The sequence below is a fragment of the Streptomyces sp. NPDC000151 genome (assembly GCF_040301705.1).
GTDB lineage: Bacteria > Actinomycetota > Actinomycetes > Streptomycetales > Streptomycetaceae > Streptomyces.
In genome coordinates this window covers 1-19,370 of record NZ_JBEPFC010000037.1, presented here as the reverse complement: position 1 = coordinate 19,370, position 19,370 = coordinate 1, and the positions used below count along the sequence as shown (strand labels likewise).

18 protein-coding genes are annotated in these 19,370 nt (G+C 71.3%); 1 reads left to right on the top strand and 17 read right to left on the bottom strand.

What is annotated here, in order from left to right; all coding sequences use genetic code 11:
• Window positions 1–119 precede the first annotated feature (119 nt).
• The 8 genes from pyrF to pyrR all read right to left on the bottom strand — a co-directional run bounded on the left by pyrF (window position 120) and on the right by pyrR (window position 10,130).
• Window positions 120–959 (bottom strand): orotidine-5'-phosphate decarboxylase, encoded by an 840-nt coding sequence (gene pyrF, locus ABT381_RS13725; protein WP_351592557.1) that lies wholly within the window; start codon window positions 957–959, stop codon window positions 120–122.
• Window positions 956–2,068, bottom strand: a complete 1,113-nt coding sequence (locus ABT381_RS13720; RefSeq protein ID WP_351592555.1) for a quinone-dependent dihydroorotate dehydrogenase — start codon at window positions 2,066–2,068, stop codon at window positions 956–958. The genes pyrF and ABT381_RS13720 overlap by 4 nt, the downstream gene beginning before the upstream one ends.
• 64 nt (window positions 2,069–2,132) lie before the next feature.
• A complete protein-coding gene (gene carB, locus ABT381_RS13715; RefSeq protein WP_351592552.1) occupies window positions 2,133–5,441 on the bottom strand; it encodes a carbamoyl-phosphate synthase large subunit in 3,309 nt (1,102 codons plus the stop codon).
• Window positions 5,434–6,576 carry a glutamine-hydrolyzing carbamoyl-phosphate synthase small subunit gene (gene carA, locus ABT381_RS13710; protein ID WP_351592550.1) on the bottom strand — a complete coding sequence of 381 codons (1,143 nt, stop codon included), beginning with the start codon at window positions 6,574–6,576 and terminating at the stop codon, window positions 5,434–5,436. The genes carB and carA overlap by 8 nt, the downstream gene beginning before the upstream one ends.
• Entirely contained in the window at window positions 6,573–7,172 is a 600-nt protein-coding gene (locus ABT381_RS13705) for a PH-like domain-containing protein (RefSeq protein ID WP_351592547.1), read from the bottom strand. Before ABT381_RS13705 ends, carA begins: the two co-directional genes overlap by 4 nt.
• On the bottom strand, window positions 7,169–8,455 hold the full coding sequence (locus ABT381_RS13700; RefSeq protein WP_351592544.1) for a dihydroorotase: 1,287 nt from the start codon (window positions 8,453–8,455) through the stop codon (window positions 7,169–7,171). Before ABT381_RS13700 ends, ABT381_RS13705 begins: the two co-directional genes overlap by 4 nt.
• 2 nt (window positions 8,456–8,457) lie before the next feature.
• On the bottom strand, window positions 8,458–9,447 hold the full coding sequence (locus ABT381_RS13695) for an aspartate carbamoyltransferase catalytic subunit (protein ID WP_351592541.1): 990 nt from the start codon (window positions 9,445–9,447) through the stop codon (window positions 8,458–8,460).
• A 92-nt stretch (window positions 9,448–9,539) separates the two neighbouring features.
• Window positions 9,540–10,130 carry a bifunctional pyr operon transcriptional regulator/uracil phosphoribosyltransferase PyrR gene (gene pyrR, locus ABT381_RS13690; protein WP_351592538.1) on the bottom strand — a complete coding sequence of 197 codons (591 nt, stop codon included), beginning with the start codon at window positions 10,128–10,130 and terminating at the stop codon, window positions 9,540–9,542.
• Window positions 10,131–10,351: 221 nt separating this feature from the next.
• Between pyrR and bldD the strand changes: the two genes are divergently transcribed.
• On the top strand, window positions 10,352–10,852 hold the full coding sequence (gene bldD / locus ABT381_RS13685; protein WP_030251597.1) for a transcriptional regulator BldD: 501 nt from the start codon (window positions 10,352–10,354) through the stop codon (window positions 10,850–10,852).
• A gap of 393 nt (window positions 10,853–11,245) precedes the next feature.
• On the opposite strand, the gene nusB is transcribed toward bldD, so the two are convergent.
• From nusB to mltG, 9 genes are all read right to left on the bottom strand, one after another.
• The gene (nusB, locus tag ABT381_RS13680; RefSeq protein WP_351592534.1) at window positions 11,246–11,674 is read right to left on the bottom strand and encodes a transcription antitermination factor NusB; all 429 of its coding nucleotides are present in this window, start codon (window positions 11,672–11,674) and stop codon (window positions 11,246–11,248) included.
• 2 nt (window positions 11,675–11,676) lie between these two features.
• Window positions 11,677–12,243, bottom strand: coding sequence for an elongation factor P (gene efp / locus ABT381_RS13675; protein ID WP_351592531.1), 567 nt, complete (start codon window positions 12,241–12,243; stop codon window positions 11,677–11,679).
• Window positions 12,244–12,311: 68 nt separating this feature from the next.
• Window positions 12,312–13,430 carry a M24 family metallopeptidase gene (locus tag ABT381_RS13670; RefSeq protein WP_467754498.1) on the bottom strand — a complete coding sequence of 373 codons (1,119 nt, stop codon included), beginning with the start codon at window positions 13,428–13,430 and terminating at the stop codon, window positions 12,312–12,314.
• Window positions 13,431–13,520: 90 nt separating this feature from the next.
• The gene (locus ABT381_RS13665; protein ID WP_351592525.1) at window positions 13,521–14,405 is read right to left on the bottom strand and encodes an AAA family ATPase; all 885 of its coding nucleotides are present in this window, start codon (window positions 14,403–14,405) and stop codon (window positions 13,521–13,523) included.
• 122 nt (window positions 14,406–14,527) lie between these two features.
• Complete coding sequence (aroB, locus tag ABT381_RS13660; protein WP_351592522.1) at window positions 14,528–15,619, bottom strand: 3-dehydroquinate synthase; 1,092 nt, start codon at window positions 15,617–15,619, stop codon at window positions 14,528–14,530.
• On the bottom strand, window positions 15,616–16,131 hold the full coding sequence (locus ABT381_RS13655; RefSeq protein ID WP_351592519.1) for a shikimate kinase: 516 nt from the start codon (window positions 16,129–16,131) through the stop codon (window positions 15,616–15,618). The genes aroB and ABT381_RS13655 overlap by 4 nt, the downstream gene beginning before the upstream one ends.
• Window positions 16,128–17,312, bottom strand: coding sequence for a chorismate synthase (gene aroC, locus ABT381_RS13650; protein ID WP_351592516.1), 1,185 nt, complete (start codon window positions 17,310–17,312; stop codon window positions 16,128–16,130). The genes ABT381_RS13655 and aroC overlap by 4 nt, the downstream gene beginning before the upstream one ends.
• A 134-nt stretch (window positions 17,313–17,446) precedes the next feature.
• The gene (locus tag ABT381_RS13645; protein WP_351592513.1) at window positions 17,447–18,280 is read right to left on the bottom strand and encodes a shikimate dehydrogenase; all 834 of its coding nucleotides are present in this window, start codon (window positions 18,278–18,280) and stop codon (window positions 17,447–17,449) included.
• 34 nt (window positions 18,281–18,314) lie between these two features.
• Window positions 18,315–19,370: endolytic transglycosylase MltG (mltG, locus tag ABT381_RS13640; RefSeq protein ID WP_351592510.1), on the bottom strand; the 1,056-nt coding region annotated here is incomplete at its 5' end.

The following is a 19,370-nucleotide window of genomic DNA, read 5'->3' as shown; positions in this document are numbered from 1 at the left end:
TCGGAGACTAGCGGGCGAGGGCGCCAGAGTCAGCGAGAACAGACGAAAAGTCCTGGTCAGCCTCTGCCGACCAGGACATTTCGGGACCAAAGTACCGGCGAAAATGCCGGTGGCTGTCACTAACCGACCGCTGCGGCCACATCCTCGGCGAATCGAGCCGCCGCATCGCGCAGACCTGCGGCGTCCGGACCGTGACGCAGAACACCCCGGCTGACACTCGGGACCACATTGCGCACAGCGGCCCCGAAGACCTTCGGCAGGTCCGCGGGGGTCGCTCCCTGCGCACCGATACCGGGCGCGAGCAGCGGCCCGTTCACGGCGAGGTCGTACGAGGACAGGTCGCCCAGCGTCGCGCCCACGACGGCCCCGAAGGAGCCCAGGGGCTCGGCGCCCGCGTTCTCCTCCTTGAGGTGGGCGAGCATGGCGGCCCCGACCGTGGCGCCGTCGGCCCGTACGGCGTGCTGCACCTCCTGGCCCTCCGGGTTGGAGGTCAGCGCCAGCACGAAGAGGCCGCAGCCGTTCTCCTTGGCCAGGTCCACTGCGGGCTTCAGGGAGCCGTAGCCCAGGTACGGGCTGACGGTGAGCGCGTCGGAGAAGAGCGGGCTGTCCTTGCCGAGGAAGGTGTCGGCGTACGCGGCCATGGTGGAGCCGATGTCGCCGCGCTTGGCGTCCATGACGACCAGCGCGCCCCGCTCCCGGGCCTCGGCGACGGCGGTCTCCAGTACGGCCAGACCGCGCGACCCGAAGCGCTCGAAGAACGCGGCCTGCGGCTTGAAGACCGCGACCGTCTCGCCGAGCGCCTCGACGACGGTACGGGTGAACCGCGCCAGGCCCGCGACGTCGTCGTTCAGGCCCCAGTCGGCCAGCAGCGAGGCGTGCGGGTCGATGCCGACGCAGAGCGGGCCGCGGGTGTCCATGGCGCGGCGCAGACGGGCGCCGAAGGACTCTACGGAGGTCATGGGGAGGTCACCTTCCGGTGCTCGGCGCCGACGGCCTCGGCGAGGGTGGCGTACGGACTGGTGGCCAGGCGCGCTGCCAGGCCCTTGTGGATCGCGCGGCACCAGAAGGGGCCCTCGTAGATGAAGGCGCTGTAGCCCTGGACGAGGGTGGCGCCGGCCAGGATGCGCTGCCAGGCGTCCTCGGCGTTCTCGATGCCGCCGACGCCGATCAGGGTGATGCGGTCGCCGACGCGGGCGTACAGGCGGCGCAGCACTTCGAGGGAGCGCTGCTTGACCGGGCGGCCGGAGAGCCCGCCGGTCTCCTGGACGAGCGCGGGGTCGGACATCAGGCCCAGGCCCTCGCGGGCAATGGTGGTGTTGGTGGCGATGATGCCGTCCAGGCCCAGTTCGAGGGCGAGGTCGGCGACGGCGTCGACGTCCTCGTCGGCGAGATCGGGGGCGATCTTGACCAGGAGCGGGACGCGGCGGTCCGTGACCGTACGGTCCGCGGCTTCCCGTACGGCCGACAGCAGCGGGCGCAGGTGGTCGACGGCCTGGAGGTTGCGCAGGCCGGGGGTGTTCGGCGAGGAGACGTTGACGACGAGGTAGTCGGCGTGGGCGGCGAGGCGCTCGGTCGAGGTCACGTAGTCGCCGGTCGCCTCCTCCTCCGGCACGACCTTGGTCTTGCCGATGTTGACGCCGAGCGTCGTGCTGAAGGCGGCCTTGCGGGCCGCCAGGCGGGCCGCCACGGCCGCGGAGCCCTCGTTGTTGAACCCCATGCGGTTGATCAGCGCGCGGTCCTGCACGAGGCGGAAGAGGCGCTTCTTGGGGTTGCCGGGCTGCGGCTGCGCGGTGACCGTGCCGATCTCGACGTGGTCGAAGCCGAGCATGGTCATGCCGTCGATCGCGACGGCGTTCTTGTCGAAGCCCGCGGCGAGCCCGAAGGGGCCGTGCATCCGGCGCCCCAGGGCCTCGACGCGCAGCTCCTTGTAGCGCGGCGCGAGGACGGCGGCCACGAAGGTCCGCAGTACGGGGACGCGGGCGGCCAGCCGGATCCAGCCGAAGGCCAGGTGGTGGGCCTGTTCGGGGTCCATCCGCTTGAAGAGCAGGTTGAAGAACAGCTTGTACACAGGAATGTCCTCATGCAGAGGGGGACACCGTGGTGGTCGGTGTCCCCCTCGATCGGCTGGCTGCTTAGTCGCGGGCCGCGGTCAGGTGCTCCGCGTGCTCCTGGAGGGAGCGGACGCCCACCTCACCGCGGGACACCGCCTCGATGCCCTGGACGGCGGCCGCGAGGGCCTGAACCGTGGTCAGGCAGGGCACGGAGCGGGCCACCGCCGCCGTACGGATGTCGTAGCCGTCCAGGCGGCCGCCGGTGCCGTACGGGGTGTTGACGATCAGGTCGACCTGGCCGTCGTGGATGAGCTGGACGATGGTCTTCTCGCCGTTCGGGCCCTCGCCCTCGGACTGCTTGCGCACGACCGTGGCGTTGATGCCGTTGCGGCGCAGCACCTCGGCGGTGCCGGAGGTGGCCAGCAGCTCGAAGCCGTGCTGGACCAGCTCGCGGGCCGGGAAGATCATCGCGCGCTTGTCGCGGTTGGCGACGGAGACGAACGCGCGGCCCTTCGTGGGCAGCGCGCCGTACGCGCCGGCCTGCGACTTGGCGTACGCCGTGCCGAAGACCGAGTCGATGCCCATGACCTCGCCGGTGGAGCGCATCTCCGGGCCGAGGACGGTGTCCACGCCGCGGCCCTGCATGTCGCGGAAGCGCGACCAGGGCATCACGGCCTCCTTGACGGAGATCGGCGCGTCCATCGGGAGCGTGCCGCCGTCGCCGGTCTTCGGGAGCATGCCCTCCGCGCGCAGCTCGGCGACGGTCGCGCCCAGCGAGATGCGGGCCGCGGCCTTGGCGAGCGGTACCGCGGTGGCCTTCGAGGTGAAGGGCACCGTACGGGAGGCACGCGGGTTGGCCTCCAGGACGTACAGGATGTCGCCGGCCATCGCGAACTGGATGTTGATCAGGCCGCGGACGCCGACGCCCTTGGCGATGGCCTCCGTGGAGGCGCGCAGCCGCTTGATGTCGAAGCCGCCGAGGGTGATCGGGGGCAGCGCGCAGGCGGAGTCGCCGGAGTGGATGCCGGCCTCCTCGATGTGCTCCATGACGCCGCCGAGGTAGAGCTCGGTGCCGTCGTAGAGCGCGTCGACGTCGATCTCGATGGCGTCGTCGAGGAAGCGGTCGATCAGCACCGGGTGCTTGTCGATCAGGCCCGCGTGCCGCTCCAGGTACTCGCCGAGGGAGGGCTCGTCGTAGACGATCTCCATGCCACGGCCGCCGAGCACGTAGGACGGGCGCACCATGACCGGATAGCCGATCTCGGTGGCGATCTTCTTGGCGTCCTCGTACGAGAAGGCGGTGCCGTACTTCGGGGCCGGCAGGCCGGCCTCGGTGAGCACACGGCCGAAGGCGCCGCGCTCCTCGGCGAGGTCGATGGCCTCGGGCGAGGTGCCGACGATCGGCACGCCGTTGTCCTTCAGGGCCTGCGCGAGGCCCAGCGGGGTCTGGCCGCCGAGCTGCACGATGACGCCCGCGACCGGGCCCGCGGCCTGCTCGGCGTGCACGATCTCCAGCACGTCCTCGAGCGTGAGCGGCTCGAAGTACAGGCGGTCGGAGGTGTCGTAGTCCGTGGAGACGGTCTCCGGGTTGCAGTTGACCATCACGGTCTCGTAGCCCGCGTCGCTGAGCGCGAAGGAGGCGTGGACGCAGGAGTAGTCGAACTCGATGCCCTGGCCGATGCGGTTCGGGCCGGAGCCCAGGATGATCACCGCGGGCTTCTCGCGGGGCGCGACCTCGGTCTCCTCGTCGTAGGAGGAGTAGAAGTACGGCGTCTTCGCGGCGAACTCGGCGGCGCAGGTGTCGACCGTCTTGTAGACCGGGCGCACCCCGAGCGCGTGCCGGACCTCGCGGACGACGTCCTCGCGCAGCTCGCGGATCTCGGCGATCTGGTGGTCGGAGAAGCCGTGCCGCTTGGCCTCGGCGAGGATCTCGGGGCCGAGCTTGTCGGCGGCCGCGATCTCGTCGGCGATCTCCTTGATCAGGAAGAGCTGGTCGACGAACCACGGGTCGATCTTGGTGGCGTCGAAGACCTCCTGCGGGGTGGCCCCGGCGCGGATGGCCTGCATGACGGTGTTGATCCGGCCGTCGGTCGGGACCTGCGCCTTGACCAGCAGCTCGGCCTTGTCACCGGGCTCGCCGGCGAAGGCGAACTGGCTGCCCTTCTTCTCGATCGAGCGCAGCGCCTTGTTCAGCGCCTCGGTGAAGTTGCGGCCGATGGCCATGGCCTCGCCGACCGACTTCATGGTCGTGGTCAGCGTGGCGTCGGCGGCCGGGAACTTCTCGAAGGCGAAGCGCGGCACCTTGACCACGACGTAGTCGAGCGTGGGCTCGAAGGACGCCGGGGTCTTCTCGGTGATGTCGTTCGGGATCTCGTCCAGCGTGTAGCCGACGGCGAGCCGGGCCGCGATCTTGGCGATCGGGAAGCCGGTGGCCTTCGAGGCGAGCGCGGAGGACCGGGAGACGCGCGGGTTCATCTCGATGACGATGACCCGGCCGTCCTCGGGGTTGACCGCGAACTGGATGTTGCAGCCGCCGGTGTCGACGCCGACCTCACGGATGATCGCGATGCCGACGTCCCGCAGGACCTGGTACTCGCGGTCGGTCAGCGTCATCGCGGGCGCGACGGTGATCGAGTCGCCGGTGTGCACGCCCATCGGGTCGAAGTTCTCGATGGAGCAGACGACCACGACGTTGTCGTTCTTGTCGCGCATCAGCTCCAGCTCGTACTCCTTCCAGCCGAGGATGGACTCCTCCAGGAGCACCTCGGTGGTCGGGGAGAGCGTGAGGCCCTGGCCGGCGATGCGGCGCAGCTCCTCCTCGTCGTGCGCGAAGCCGGAGCCGGCGCCGCCCATGGTGAAGGAGGGGCGGACGACGACCGGGTAGCCGCCGAGCTCCTCGACGCCCTTGAGGACGTCGTCCATGGAGTGGCAGATGTACGAGCGCGCGGACTCGCCGTGGCCGATCTTCTTGCGGACCTCCTCCACGACCTCCTTGAAGAGGTCGCGGTCCTCGCCCTTGTTGATCGCCTCGACGTTGGCGCCGATCAGCTCGACGCCGTACTTGTCGAGCACCCCCTGCTCGTGCATGGAGATGGCGGTGTTGAGCGCGGTCTGGCCGCCGAGCGTGGGCAGCAGCGCGTCGGGGCGCTCCTTGGCGATGATCTTCTCGACGAACTCGGGGGTGATCGGCTCGACGTACGTGGCGTCGGCGATCTCCGGGTCGGTCATGATCGTCGCCGGGTTGGAGTTCACCAGGATGACGCGCAGGCCCTCGGACTTGAGGACCCGGCACGCCTGGGTGCCGGAGTAGTCGAACTCGGCGGCCTGGCCGATGACGATCGGGCCGGAGCCGATGACCAGGACGGACTGGATATCGGTGCGCTTAGGCACGCTGGCCCTCCATCAGGCTAACGAAGCGGTCGAACAGGTAGGCGGCGTCGTGGGGACCGGCCGCCGCTTCGGGGTGGTACTGGACGCTGAAGGCCGGCCGGTCGAGCAGCTGGAGGCCCTCCACCACGTTGTCGTTCAGGCAGACGTGGGAGACCTCGGCGCGGCCGTAGGGGGTCTCGGAGACCTTGTCGAGCGGCGCGTCGACGGCGAAGCCGTGGTTGTGCGCGGTGACCTCGACCTTGCCGGTGACGCGGTCCTGCACCGGCTGGTTGATGCCGCGGTGGCCGTACTTCAGCTTGAAGGTGCCGAAGCCGAGCGCGCGGCCCAGGATCTGGTTGCCGAAGCAGATGCCGAACAGCGGGGTGCCCCGCTCCAGTACGGCCTGCATCAGCGCGACCGGGTGCTCGGCGGTGGCCGGGTCGCCCGGGCCGTTGGAGAAGAACACGCCGTCCGGCTGCACCGCGTAGATGTCCTCGACGGTGGCGGTGGCGGGCAGCACGTGCACCTCGATGCCGCGCTCGGCCATGCGGTGCGGGGTCATGCCCTTGATGCCGAGGTCGATGGCGGCGACGGTGAACTTCTTCGTGCCGATCGCCGGGACGACGTACGCCTCTTCGGTGGCGACCTCGGCGGAGAGGTTCGCGCCCTTCATCTCGGGGGCCTGGCGCACCTTGGCCAGCAGCGTGCCCTCGTCGGGCAGCGCGTCGCCGGAGAAGATGCCGACGCGCATGGCGCCGCGCTCGCGCAGGTGGCGGGTGAGCGCGCGGGTGTCGACGCCGCTGATGCCGACGACGCCCTGGGCGCGCAGCTCGTCGTCCAGGGTGCGGACGGAGCGCCAGTTGGAGGGCGTCCGGGCGGGGTCGCGGACGACGTAGCCGGAGACCCAGATCTTCCGGGACTCGGGGTCCTCGTCGTTGACGCCGGTGTTGCCGATGTGCGGGGCGGTCATGACGACCACCTGGCGGTGGTAAGAGGGGTCGGTCAGGGTCTCCTGGTATCCGGTCATGCCGGTGGAGAACACCGCCTCGCCGAACGTCTCCCCCACGGCCCCGTAGGCGCGGCCGCGGAAGCTGCGGCCGTCCTCCAGGACGAGTACGGCGGGAACCTTCGCGGTTCCCCTGGTGGAGGTCGTCATCGTGCGCCTTCCGTTTCGGTGGTCGTGCTGGTCAGCGCCTCGTTGCGCTGGATGGTCTCGTTGAGTGCGGTCACCCACGCGGGGTGCTCGGTGGCCCGGTCGGAGCGGAAACCGGAGTCGATCTCCTTCTCGCCCAGCCGCCAGGTGATCACCAGCAGGCCGCCCTCGGGCAGCACCTTGCCGGCGATGCCCTTGTCCAGGCGGGCGCCGAGCAGGTCGGCGGCGGGGACGAAGAAGTCCTGCGCCCCGGGACGTACGACGTCCACGCCCTGCTCCGTGAGGGTGACCTCGGCGCGGCTGCGGGTGCCGAGCCCGCGCGCCACGATCCGGTCGAGCCACTGCCCCGCGGTGGTGGAGCCGTGGTACCGGCCGCTCATCGTCAGCCGCGGCTCGCCGGGCTCGTCCGGGGTGACGGGGAGCTCGGGCAGGTCGCCCTGGAGCGTGCCGCGCCACTTCCAGCCCTCGCGCATCAGCCAGTACAGCAGCGCGATGAAGAGCAGCAGGCCGACGACCCAGCCGATCCGCGCGGGCCAGTTCGTGACCTCCGCGGACTGCGGCCCGGCGGCCAGGGAGATCAAGGTCAAATGAGGTGTCACGCCAGCTTCCCGTCCACGACCGTTGCCCGGCCCCGCAGGAAGGTGTGGGTCACGCGGCCCGGCAGCTCACGGCCCTCGTACGGGGTGTTCCGGCTGCGGGAGGCGAACCCTGCGGGGTCCACAGCTCCACGGTAAGCGGAATCGACCAGGGTGAGGTTGGCGGGCTCACCGGCCGAGACGGGGCGGCCCTGGCCTTCGAGGCGGCCGATGCCCGCGGGCCGGAACGACATCCGGTCGGCGACCTGCGCCCAGTCCAGCAGGCCGGTGTCGACCATCGTGTGCTGGATCACGGACAGGGCGGTCTCCAGGCCGACCATGCCCATGGCCGCCGCGCCCCACTCGCAGTCCTTGTCCTCGTGCGGGTGCGGGGCGTGGTCGGTGGCCACGCAGTCGATGGTGCCGTCGGCCAGCGCCTCGCGGAGCGCCATGACGTCGCGCTCGGTGCGCAGCGGCGGGTTGACCTTGTAGACGGGGTTGTACGTGCGCACCAGCTCGTCGGTGAGGAGGAGGTGGTGCGGGGTGACCTCGGCGGTGACGTCGATGCCGCGGGACTTGGCCCAGCGGACGATCTCGACGGAGCCGGCGGTGGAGAGGTGGCAGATGTGCACGCGGGAGCCGACGTGGTCGGCGAGCAGCACGTCGCGGGCGATGATCGACTCCTCGGCGACGGCCGGCCAGCCGCCCAGGCCCAGCTCGGCGGAGACGATGCCCTCGTTCATCTGGGCGCCCTCGGTCAGCCGCGGCTCCTGGGCGTGCTGGGCGACGACGCCGTCGAACGCCTTCACGTACTCCAGGGCGCGGCGCATGATCACCGCGTCGTCGACGCACTTGCCGTCGTCGGAGAAGACCCGGACGTTGGCCGCGGAGTCGTGCATGGCGCCCAGCTCGGCGAGCTTCTTGCCCTCCAGGCCGACCGTGACGGCGCCGACGGGCTGCACGTCGCAGTAGCCGGACTCCTTGCCGAGCCGCCAGACCTGCTCGACGACGCCGGCGGTGTCGGCGACCGGGAAGGTGTTCGCCATGGCGTGCACGGAGGTGTACCCGCCGACCGCGGCGGCCTTCGTACCGGTCAGGACCGTCTCGGAGTCCTCGCGGCCCGGCTCGCGCAGGTGGGTGTGGAGGTCGACCAGGCCCGGCAGCAGGATCCGGCCGGCCGCCTCGATCACCTCGGCGCCCTCGGCCTGCAGGTTCTGGCCGACCTCGGCGATGGTCTCGCCGTCGATCAGGACGTCCTGGGGCTCGCCACCGAGGATCTTCGCACCGCGGATAAGAGTCTTGCCCATGATCAGTTGTTCTCCTCGGTGCGAGTGCCGGTGGTGCTGGTGGGGCTGGTCGAGAGGGCCGGCTCATTGCCGCCCAGAAGCAGGTACATGACCGCCATACGGATGCTGACACCGTTGGTGACCTGTTCCACGGCGGTGCAGCGCGGCGAGTCGGCGACCTCGGCGGTGATCTCCATGCCGCGGTTCATCGGACCCGGGTGCATGACGACGGCGTGCTCGGGCATCCGGGCCATCCGGTCGCCGTCCAGGCCGTACCGGCGGGCGTACTCGCGCTCGGTCGGGAAGAAGGCGGCGTTCATCCGCTCCCGCTGGACGCGCAGCATCATGACCGCGTCGGACTTGGCGAGCACGGCGTCCAGGTCGTACGAGACCTCGCAGGGCCAGCGCTCGACGCCCACCGGGACGAGCGTGGGCGGCGCGACGAGCGTGACCTCGGCGCCCAGCGTCGTCAGCAGATGGACGTTGGAGCGGGCGACGCGGCTGTGCAGGATGTCGCCGACGATCGTGATGCGGCGGCCGTTCAGGTCGCCCTCGCCGCCGGCCAGCCGGCGGCGCATCGTGAAGGCGTCCAGGAGGGCCTGGGTGGGGTGCTCGTGGGTGCCGTCGCCTGCGTTGATCACCGAGCCGCCGATCCAGCCGGAGGTGGCCAGGCGGTGCGGCGCGCCGGAGTCGTGGTGCCGTATGACGACGGCGTCGGCGCCCATCGCCTCCAGGGTCAGCGCAGTGTCCTTCAGCGACTCGCCCTTGGAGACGGACGAGCCCTTGGCGGAGAAGTTGATGACGTCGGCGGAGAGCCGCTTGGCGGCGGCCTCGAAGGAGATGCGGGTGCGGGTGGAGTCCTCGAAGAAGAGGTTGACGACGGTGCGCCCCCGCAGGGTGGGGAGCTTCTTGATCGGCCGGTCGGCGACCCGGGCCATCTCCTCGGCGGTGTCGAGGATCAGGACGGCGTCGTCGCGTGAGAGATCGGCGGCCGAGATGAGGTGACGCTTCATCCGGTTTCTCCGTGAGTGAGGCAGGTGTACGGGAATGTCCGTCGAGCGGGCATGGGTACGCACCCGGGCACACCCGGGGCGTACGGGAGGGCCTAGCGCTCGGCGGCCCGGGCGGTCGGAGCCGGCCTGTCGGTCTTCACGCCGAGCAGCACGGCGTCCCGGCCGTCCTCCTCGGCGAGCTGGACCTTGACCGTCTCCCGCAGCGACGTGGGGAGGTTCTTGCCGACGTAGTCGGCGCGGATCGGCAGTTCGCGGTGGCCCCGGTCGACGAGGACCGCGAGCTGTACGGCGCGCGGCCGGCCGATGTCGTTCAGCGCGTCCAGCGCGGCGCGGATCGTGCGGCCGGAGAAGAGCACGTCGTCGACGAGGAGGACCACGCGGCCTTCGATGCCGTCACCGGGGATGTCGGTGCGCGCGAGCGTGCGGGCCGGTCCCAGGCGCAGGTCGTCGCGGTACATCGTGATGTCGAGCGAGCCGACGGGGACCGCGCGGCCGGTGATCTCTTCGAGCTTGGCGGCGAGCCGCCGGGCGAGGAAGACGCCGCGGGTGGGGATGCCGAGCAGGACCACGTCCTCGGCGCCCTTGGCGCGCTCCACGATCTCGTGGGCGATGCGGGTCAGCATGCGCGCGATGTCCGGGCCTTCCAGAACGGGGCGCGCCGGAGTCGCGGGTGTTGCGTCCATACGAAACGGACCTCCTTCTCCGCCTCACGGGACGGACCTTAAAGGACGTCGGATTTACCGCATTCACGGTACCAGGAGCCCCCGCATCGGCCGTAAGCACCCCTGCCGGTCAGCGGTATGCCTCATTCGGCTTGACGAAGCCAAATTACGCTGCGTAACCTCACAGTGAGTTACCAGTCCGCGGCGGAGCCGCATATCGACACAGTTGTCTGGGGAGCTTTATGTCCAGCGAATACGCTAAACAGCTCGGGGCCAAGCTCCGCGCCATCCGCACCCAGCAGGGCCTCTCCCTCCACGGTGTCGAGGAGAAGTCCCAGGGCCGCTGGAAGGCCGTGGTGGTGGGTTCGTACGAGCGCGGCGACCGTGCCGTGACCGTGCAGCGCCTCGCCGAGCTGGCCGACTTCTACGGCGTGCCGGTCCAGGAGCTCCTTCCGGGCACGACCCCGGGCGGCGCCGCCGAGCCGCCGCCGAAGCTGGTGCTGGACCTGGAGCGGCTCGCCCACGTCCCGCAGGAGAAGGCCGGCCCGCTGCAGCGGTATGCCGCGACGATCCAGAGCCAGCGCGGCGACTACAACGGCAAGGTCCTCTCGATCCGCCAGGACGACCTGCGCACGCTCGCGGTCATCTACGACCAGTCCCCCTCGGTCCTCACCGAGCAGCTGATCAGCTGGGGCGTCCTGGACGCCGACGCGCGCCGCGCGGTCCAGCACGAGGACCTCTGAGCCCGGCGGGCCCACAGCAGAAACGAAACGCCTCGGGGCGGGAGCCGACACGGCTCCCGCCCCGAGGCGTCTGTGCACCCGGTGCGCGGCGCGGGCGCGGGCCCGGCCGGGCAGTTACCGCCCGCAGTCCGCAGGCGGCCCTGGCGGCGCCTCAGGCGGCGTACGCCGTCGCGGGGCGGAGCACTACGGGCGCACCGCGCCCGCGCGTTCGGGGCGCACGCTCACGGGCGGTGAGCGGGAAGCGGGCGCGGTCCGGAGCCCCGGGCGGCGGCTCAGGAAGCCCGCGTCCGAGCCCCGGAAAACGGCACCGGGCCCGGAGGCGGAAGCGGTGGAACCGTCTTCCGTCTCCGGGCCCGGTGGATGCGTGGATGCGCGCGGGGCCCGGCGGGGCCGTCAGGACCGGCGCAGGCTCGGCTTGAGGTCCTTCAGGCGGCCGAGCATGCCGTTCACGAAGGACGGCGAATCGTCGGTGGAGAACTCCTTGGCCAGCTGCACGGCCTCGTCGATCGCGACCGCGTCCGGGGTCGCGTCCACCCAGATCAGCTCGTAGGCGCCGAGCCGCAGGATGTTGCGGTCGACGACCGGCATCCGGTCGAGAGTCCAGTCGACGGCGTAGGTGGAGATCAGCTCGTCGATGCGCTCGACGTGGTCCGCGTACCCCTCGACCAGTTCGAGGGTGTACTCGTTGACCGGGGGCTGCCGGGTGTCGGTCCGGGCGTGCCGCATCCAGTCCGCGAGCACGGTCTGCACGTCGGCGCCGCGCTGGTCGGCCTCGAAGAGGATCTGGAAGGCGCGCTTACGGGCCTTGTTACGGGCAGCCACGGTTAGCTGTTCACCCGACCGAGGTACTCGCCGGAGCGGGTGTCGACCTTGATCTTCTCACCCGTGGTGATGAAGAGCGGGACCTGGATGACGTGGTCGGTCTCCAGCGTGGCGGGCTTGGTGCCGCCGGTGGAGCGGTCGCCCTGGACGCCCGGCTCGGTCTCCTTGATGGAGAGCTCGACCGCGGCGGGCAGCTCGACGTAGAGCACCGAGCCCTCGTGCTGCGCCACGACCGCCTCGAAGCCCTCGATGAGGTAGTTCGCGGCGTCACCGACGGTCTTCCGGTCGATGTGCAGCTGGTCGAAGGTGTCCATGTCCATGAAGACGAAGTACTCGCCGTCCATGTACGAGAACTGCATCCCGCGCTTGTCGACGGTGGCCGTCTCGACCTTCACGCCGGCGTTGAAGGTCTTGTCCACCACCTTGCCGGAGAGCACGTTCTTCAGCTTGGTGCGGACGAAGGCCGGGCCCTTGCCGGGCTTGACGTGCTGGAACTCGACAACGGACCACAGCTGGCCCCCGTCGAGCTTGAGCACCATGCCGTTCTTGAGGTCGTTCGTGGATGCCACGGTTGCGGTATCTCCTGGACTGCAGGTGGTGGGGACCCGGAAGACGCACGCTCCGAGCCCGTCAAGGCTCAGAGGGCGAGCAGCTCCTTGGTCGTGATCGTGAGTAGCTCTGGCCCGCCGTCCGCCTCGGGGCGGACGACGAGTGTGTCGTCGATCCGGACACCGCCGCGGCCCGGGAGGTGTACCCCAGGATCGACGGTGACCGGCACGCAAGCGTCCAGTTTACCCATGGCCGCAGGTGACAGCTGAGGGTCCTCGGCGATTTCGAGCCCGACGCCGTGTCCGGTCCACGGTCCGAGCCCCTCTTCGTGACCTCCGGAGGCCAGCACCTGGCGGGCCGCGCGGTCCACTTCGCGGCACTCGACGCCGGGTGCCAGCGCCTCCCGGCCGGCCCGCTGGGCTGCGAAGACGAGGTCGTACAGCTCGATCTGCCAGTCGGCGGGCGTGGTGCCGATGACGAACGTACGGCCGATCTCGCAACGGTATCCGCGGTAGTCGGCGCCCAGGCTCACGGTGAGAAAATCGCCCTCCTCGACCCGGCGGTCGGTGGGCAGATGGCCGGGGCGGCCGGAGTGCGGGCCGGTGGCGACGGAGGTCGGGAAGGCCGGGCCGTCCGCGCCGTGGTCGACGAGCCGGCGCTCCAGCTCCAGCGCGAGATGACGTTCGGTGCGGCCCACGAGGATCGATTCGAGCAGCTCGCCGAGCGCCTGATCGGTGATCTCGGCCGCGATCCGCAGACAGGCGATCTCGTCCTGGTCCTTGACCAGGCGCTGCGCCTCCACGGCGCAGCCGAGGTTCTCCAGGCACAGGTCCGGTGCGACGGAGCGCAGCGCGCGGTGGCGGGCCACGGTGAGGTGGTGCTCCTCCACGGCGAGCGCCGTGGCACCGGACTTGGCGGCGAGGTCGGCGGCGGCGACGGCCGGGTCGCCGGTGTGCGCGGGCAGCAGGCTCACCCGGAGGTCCTCGGCGGGTCTGCCCTCCGACGGGTCGCCGGTGGGCGCGCTGGGGCACAGCAGCGTGTCGCCGCCGTCGTGCAGCAGCAGGGCCGCGCCGCGCGGGGCGCAGCCGGTGAGGTAGCGGATGTTGGCGGGGCTCGAAACGAGTGCCGCGGCGGTGTCGGTCGCGCCCGCGCCGGTGCCGACCGCTGCGTAGCGGTCACGCAACCGGGCGCGTCGGGTTGCGTACATGTCTGGCATGTACCGAGCGTACGGGTGCGCGGGGCCTCGCGCCCTTTGAGCGCGTCTGTGGGGGTTTCGCGGCCGGCCGGGCGCGGGCACTCACCAGGCCGGCGGGCTGGCGATGCTGCGGGCCACGACCTCGTCGAGCATCCGGGCCGTGGTCGCCACGTCGTGGCTGGAGTTGTCGATGATCGGCAGCCCCGAGCTGTACCAGCCGGCCATCCGGCCGTGGATGCGGGCGACCTCCTCGTCGGTCAGCCGCCGGTTGCCGCTGCGCTGGGAGTTCCGCTCCAGGACGATCTCCAGGCCGGGGAGCAGCACGACGGGCAGCAGGCCGGGGCCCACGTGCCGCTTCCAGCCGCCGAGGCCGACGACCGGGCGGTCGGGGAAGACGGCGTCGTCGAGGATGCAGGAGATGCCGTTGGCGAGGAAGTTGCGCGCGGCGAAGCCGCAGGTGCGGCGCGCGAGACGGTACTGCGCCTCGGAGTGGTCGTTCCAGCCCTGCTGGGGGTCGGCGAATCCGGCCCGCACCCATTCGCGTACGTCGTCCAGGCTGATGTGCGCGGTGGGCACCCGGCGGAGGTCGGCCCAGTGCCGGGCGACGCTGGTCTTGCCCGCGCCCGCCGGGCCGATGAGCAGCACCGCGACGGCGGTGTGCGCGGCGTCGGGGACCGTGCCGGGCGGCGGGGTCGGCAGCGCGACGGGATTGCCGTCGGGCAGCCGGATGTGGCCCGTGGACTCCGGACGCGGCGTCTGCTGCGTACCGGCCCAGCCGGCGGGCGCACCCTGCGGAGGCGGCGGCGGGCCGGTCGGGGCGCCCTGCGGAGGCGGCGGCGGGCCCGTGGGCGCTCCCTGCGGCGGCGCGGCCGGTGCCGGGGGCCGGTGCGGCCCGGAGGGTATGGAGCGGGCCTGGGGGTCGGTCCAGGTCCCTGCGCTGCCCGGCAGATGAGGCGGTGGCAGCGGAACCCCCCCTGGGTGCTGCATCCGGTGGCTCTCCGTCTCGTGGGGTGAGGTGGCGGGTCGTCGGACCCGGGCTTTACCGAAAGGTACCGCCCCCGGCCGTAGTTGTGGGATCGGCCGGGGGCGGCGGGAGGTGCCTGGTGGTGTCAGGCGGCGATCTCGGCGTGCGCCGCGAGGAGCATGGCCGGGTCGGGGCCCTCCATCACGGTCGGCTTGGCCAGGCCGTCCAGGACGATGAAGCGCAGCAGGTCACCGCGGGACTTCTTGTCGACCTTCATGGTCTCCAGCAGCTTGGGCCACTGGTCGCCCCGGTAGGTCAGCGGCAGGCCGACCGCGCCGAGTACCGCACGGTGCCGGTCGGCGGTCGCGTCGTCCAGCCGTCCGGCGATCCGGCCGAGCTCGGCGGCGAAGACCATGCCGACCGAAACGGCCGCGCCGTGGCGCCAGTTGTACCGCTCGTTCTTCTCGATGGCGTGCGCCAGGGTGTGCCCGTAATTCAGGATCTCCCGGCGGCCCGCCTCCTTGAGGTCGCCGGAGACCACCTCGGCCTTGACGCGGATGGCGCGCTCGATCAGCTCGGCGGTGTGCGGGCCGTCGGGGCGCTTCGCGCCCTCCGGGTCGCCCTCGATGAGCTCCAGGATGGCCGGGTCGGCGATGAAGCCCGCCTTGATGACCTCGGCCAGTCCCGAGACGTAGTCGTGGACCGGGAGGGAGTCGAGCGAGGCGAGGTCGCACAGCACGCCGGCCGGCGGGTGGAAGGCGCCGACGAGGTTCTTGCCCTCGGCGGTGTTGATGCCCGTCTTGCCGCCCACGGCCGCGTCGACCATGCCCAGTACGGTCGTCGGTACGGCGATCCAGCGCACCCCGCGCAGCCAGGTGGCCGCCACGAAGCCTGCCAGGTCGGTGGTGGCGCCACCGCCGACGCCCACGATGACGTCGGTCCGCGTGAAGCCGGTCTGGCCCAGCGCCTTCCAGCAGTACGCCGCGACCTCGGCCGTCTTGGCCTCCTCGGCGTTCGGCAGCTGGATGGCGATCGCCTCGTAGCCCTGGCCCGCCAGGTCTTCGCGGAGCGCCTCACCGGTGGCGGCCAGCGCCTCCGGGTGCAGCACGGCGACGCGCTTGGCCTGCTTGCCGATCAGGCCCGGGAGCTCGCCGAGCAGCTGCCGGCCGACGAGGACCTCGTACGGGTCCGTACCGGCCGAGCCGCCGACCTGGATGCGGATGGGTGCGTCGGTCATGCTTTCCTCAGCTCCAATGCGTCGAGGACGGCCTCGGCGACGTCCTCGGGGGTACGGCCCTCCGTGGAGACCACGGCGCGGGACACCTCCATGTACAGCGGGCGGCGCTCGGCCATCAGCTCGCGCCAGCGCTGCCGGGGGTTGACGGCCAGCAGCGGGCGCGGCGCGTCCAGGCCGACCCGCTTGACCGCCTCGGCCACGCCCATCTCCAGGAAGACGACGGGCAGGCCGGCCAGCAGCTCACGGGTCGAGTCGTCCAGGATCGCGCCGCCGCCGAGCGCCAGTACTCCGGCGTGCTCGGTCACCGCGGCGCGTACGGCCTGCCGCTCCAGCTCGCGGAAGTGCGGCTCGCCCTCGTCGATGAAGATCTCGGCGATCGGCTTGCCAGCACCGGCGACGATGTCCGCGTCGGTGTCCCGGAAGGTGGTGCCCAGGCGCTCGGCGAGCGCCACTCCGGTCGTGGTCTTCCCCACTCCCATGGGGCCGACGAGGACGACGGCCGGACCGCTCACCGGATCGCCAGGTTCTCGAGGAAGGACTCGACGTTCCGGCGGGTCTCGGGCACGCTGTCGCCGCCGAACTTCTCCGCCACGGCGTCGGCCAGGGTCAGCGCCACCATGGCCTCGGCCACGATGCCGGCAGCCGGCACCGCGCACACGTCCGAGCGCTGGTGGTGGGCTTGCGCCGCTTCGCCGGTGGCCACATCGATGGTGGCCAGGGCGCGCGGCACGGTGGCGATCGGCTTCATCGCGGCCCGGACGCGCAGGAGTTCGCCGGTCGTGAGGCCGCCCTCGGTGCCACCGGCGCGGCCGGAGGTCCGCTTGATGCCGTCGTCGGTGGCGACGATCTCGTCGTGCGCCTTGGAACCGGGCACCCGGGCCAGGTCGAAGCCGTCGCCGACCTCGACCCCCTTGATCGCCTGGATGCCCATCAGGGCACCCGCCAGGCGGGAGTCCAGGCGGCGATCCCAGTGCACATGGCTACCGAGGCCCACCGGCACGCCGTATGCCAGCACCTCCACCACGCCGCCGAGCGTGTCGCCGTCCTTGTGCGCCTGGTCGATCTCCGCGACCATCGCCTTGGAAGCCTCTTCGTCCAGGCAGCGCACCGGGTCCGCGTCCAGCTTCTCCACATCGGAGGGCTTGGGGTACACGCCGTACGGGGCCTTGGCCGCGGCCAGCTCGACGACGTGGCTGACGATCTCGATGCCGGCCGTCTCCTTGAGGTAGGAGCGGGCCACCGCGCCCAGCGCCACCCGGGCCGCGGTCTCACGCGCCGAGGCGCGCTCCAGGATCGGGCGGGCCTCATCGAAGCCGTACTTCTGCATCCCCGCGAGGTCCGCATGGCCGGGCCGGGGCCGGGTCAGCGGCGCGTTGCGGGCCAGCTCGGCCAGCTCCGCCTCGTCCACCGGGTCGGCCGCCATGACCTTTTCCCACTTGGGCCACTCGGTGTTCCCCACCATGATCGCGATGGGCGAACCCAGCGACAGGCCATGCCGCACGCCACCGAGGAAGGTCACCTCGTCACGCTCGAACTTCATCCGGGCACCGCGGCCATAACCGAGCCGGCGACGGGCCAGGGCGTCCGCCACCATCTCCGTGGTCACGGGGACGCCGGCCGGAAGGCCCTCCAGCGTCGCCACCAGTGCGGGGCCGTGCGACTCCCCCGCCGTCAGCCAGCGCAACCTGCTCAACGGTGCTCCTCGTGTACTGCGCGTACGGTCTTCCCCTGATCCTCCCACGTCCGGCGCGGCGGCCGGCGGCCAGTCCAGGGAGCGGACCGCCGCCCCCGTGTCAGGGCCCCGGCCGACGACCGCGTACGCGGCGGTCAGCGGGCCGCCAGCGCCGCCTCGCCCGCCTTGCGCATCGCGGCCAGCGGGGCCCGCTCGCAGCCGGTCATCTGCTCGACCTGCAGCACCGCCTGGTGGACCAGGAGGTCCAGGCCGCCGACAACGGCGCCGCCGCGCGCCGACCAGGCGGCGGCGAGCGCGGTGGGCCACGGCTCGTACAGCACGTCGAAGAGCGTGCCGGGGCGCTCGGGCACCGCGCCGGCCAGCGCGTCCGTGGTCCCGGCCGGAGTGGTGGCGATCACCAGGGGCGCCGCGAAGGCGCTCGCGGCGGCGTCCCAGAGGGCGGTGCGCACGGCGACGCCCAGCCGCTCGCCCCAGCCGCGCATCTCGTCGGCGCGCGCCTGGCTGCGCACGTACACGGTCACCTCGCCGGTGCAGACGCGGGCGAGCGCGGCCAGCGCCGAGGAGGCGGTGGCGCCGGCGCCGAGGATCGCGGCGTGCTCGACGGTGGTCACGCCGCGCTCGCGCAGCGCTTCCTGGATGCCGGGGATGTCGGTGTTGTCGCCGATGCGGCGGCCGTCCTCGGTGAAGACCACGGTGTTGACCGCCTCGACGGAGGCGGCGGTCTCGCTGATGCCGTCCAGCAGCGGGATGACCGCGCGCTTGAGCGGCATGGTGAGCGACAGGCCCGCCCACTCGGCGTCGTCCAGCCCCGCCAGGAAGCCGGGCAGGGCCGCCTCGTCGATCTCGAAGCGGCCGTACTCCCGGCCGTTCAGGCCCAGTTCGTCGTACGCGGCGCGGTGCAGCACCGGCGAGAGCGAGTGGGCGATGGGCGATCCGAGGACCGCCGCCTTGTGGTGGGTTGCCGACACCGATCCGTCCTCAGCGTTCTAGCGGGTCTTGGTTCTAGCGGGTCTTGTTGAATTCCTCGACGAGCTTTTCGTGCTCGGCGTAGGTCTTGGCGAACGACGTCTTCCCGTTGATGGCGACGAAGTAGTACCAGCCCTCGTCGGTCGGGTTGAGCGACGCCTTCAGCGCGTCCTCGCCCGGATTGCCGATCGGCCCCGGCGGCAGCCCCTTGTAGTAGTACGTGTTGTAGGGGTTGTCGTAGTTCTTGATGGCGCTGATCGGAATGTCGAGTTCGCTCTGGTTCTTGATGTAGTTGTACGTCGAGTCGAATTCGAGCTTGCCGTAGGTCTGGGAATTGCCCGGATCCAGGCGGTTGTAGACGACCTCGGCCATCTTGCGGAAATCGTCGTGCGAGGTGCCCTCGGCCTGGGTGAGGCTGGCGACCGTGATGAGGTCCAGCGGCGAATCCAGACCGAGTTTCTTCGCCTGTCCCGCCAGGTCGTAGCGGGCGTAATTCTGCTTGGCCCGCTCGACCATCTGCTTGAGCACGGCCGCCGGTTTCATCTTCTTGTTCACCTCGTACGTCGAGGGGTACAGGAAGCCTTCCAGCGGGTCCTTTATGTCGGGGTCGTCGTCCGCCCAGGACGGCAGGCCGAGATTCTTCGCCTCGCTCGCGGCGACGCCCTTGGTCGTACCGGTCTTCAGCCCGAGCTTCTTGTCGATGCGCGCGTAGACCGTGACGGCGCGCGAGCCCTCGGGGATCGTCAGGTTGTTGCGGCTCTTCGGGCTGAGCATCAGCTCCACGGCCGAGGCCGCCGACATTTCCTTGCGCAGCGTGTAGACGCCCGGCTGGAGCCCGCCCTTGGCCTTGGCGTTCTCGGTGACCGCGGCGGTGAACGCGTCGGCGCTCTTGACGACGCCCTCCTTCTTGAGGAGCAGCCCCATCTGCAGCACCGGCGAGCCGTCCGGGATCTCCACCTGCACGCTGCCGGTGCCCGCGCCTTCGTAGTCCGGCGCGGGGCCGAAGCGGTCGTAGGCGAGGTAGCCGCCGCCGGCGAGCACCGCGAGGACGACGACCGTCGCGACCGCGCGGCCGCGCCGCTTCGGGCGCCG

Coding starts and splice junctions, on each gene's coding strand:
- pyrF (WP_351592557.1), bottom strand. CDS start 959: ATGACCTCCGTAGAGTCCTTCGGCGCCCGTCTGCGCCGCGCCATGGAC.
- carA (WP_351592550.1), bottom strand. CDS start 6,576: ATGACGACCTCCACCAGGGGAACCGCGAAGGTTCCCGCCGTACTCGTC.
- ABT381_RS13700 (WP_351592544.1), bottom strand. CDS start 8,455: ATGGGCAAGACTCTTATCCGCGGTGCGAAGATCCTCGGTGGCGAGCCC.
- ABT381_RS13695 (WP_351592541.1), bottom strand. CDS start 9,447: ATGAAGCGTCACCTCATCTCGGCCGCCGATCTCTCACGCGACGACGCC.
- pyrR (WP_351592538.1), bottom strand. CDS start 10,130: ATGGACGCAACACCCGCGACTCCGGCGCGCCCCGTTCTGGAAGGCCCG.
- bldD (WP_030251597.1), top strand. CDS start 10,352: ATGTCCAGCGAATACGCTAAACAGCTCGGGGCCAAGCTCCGCGCCATC.
- ABT381_RS13670 (WP_467754498.1), bottom strand. CDS start 13,430: ATGTACGCAACCCGACGCGCCCGGTTGCGTGACCGCTACGCAGCGGTC.
- ABT381_RS13665 (WP_351592525.1), bottom strand. CDS start 14,405: ATGCAGCACCCAGGGGGGGTTCCGCTGCCACCGCCTCATCTGCCGGGC.
- aroB (WP_351592522.1), bottom strand. CDS start 15,619: ATGACCGACGCACCCATCCGCATCCAGGTCGGCGGCTCGGCCGGTACG.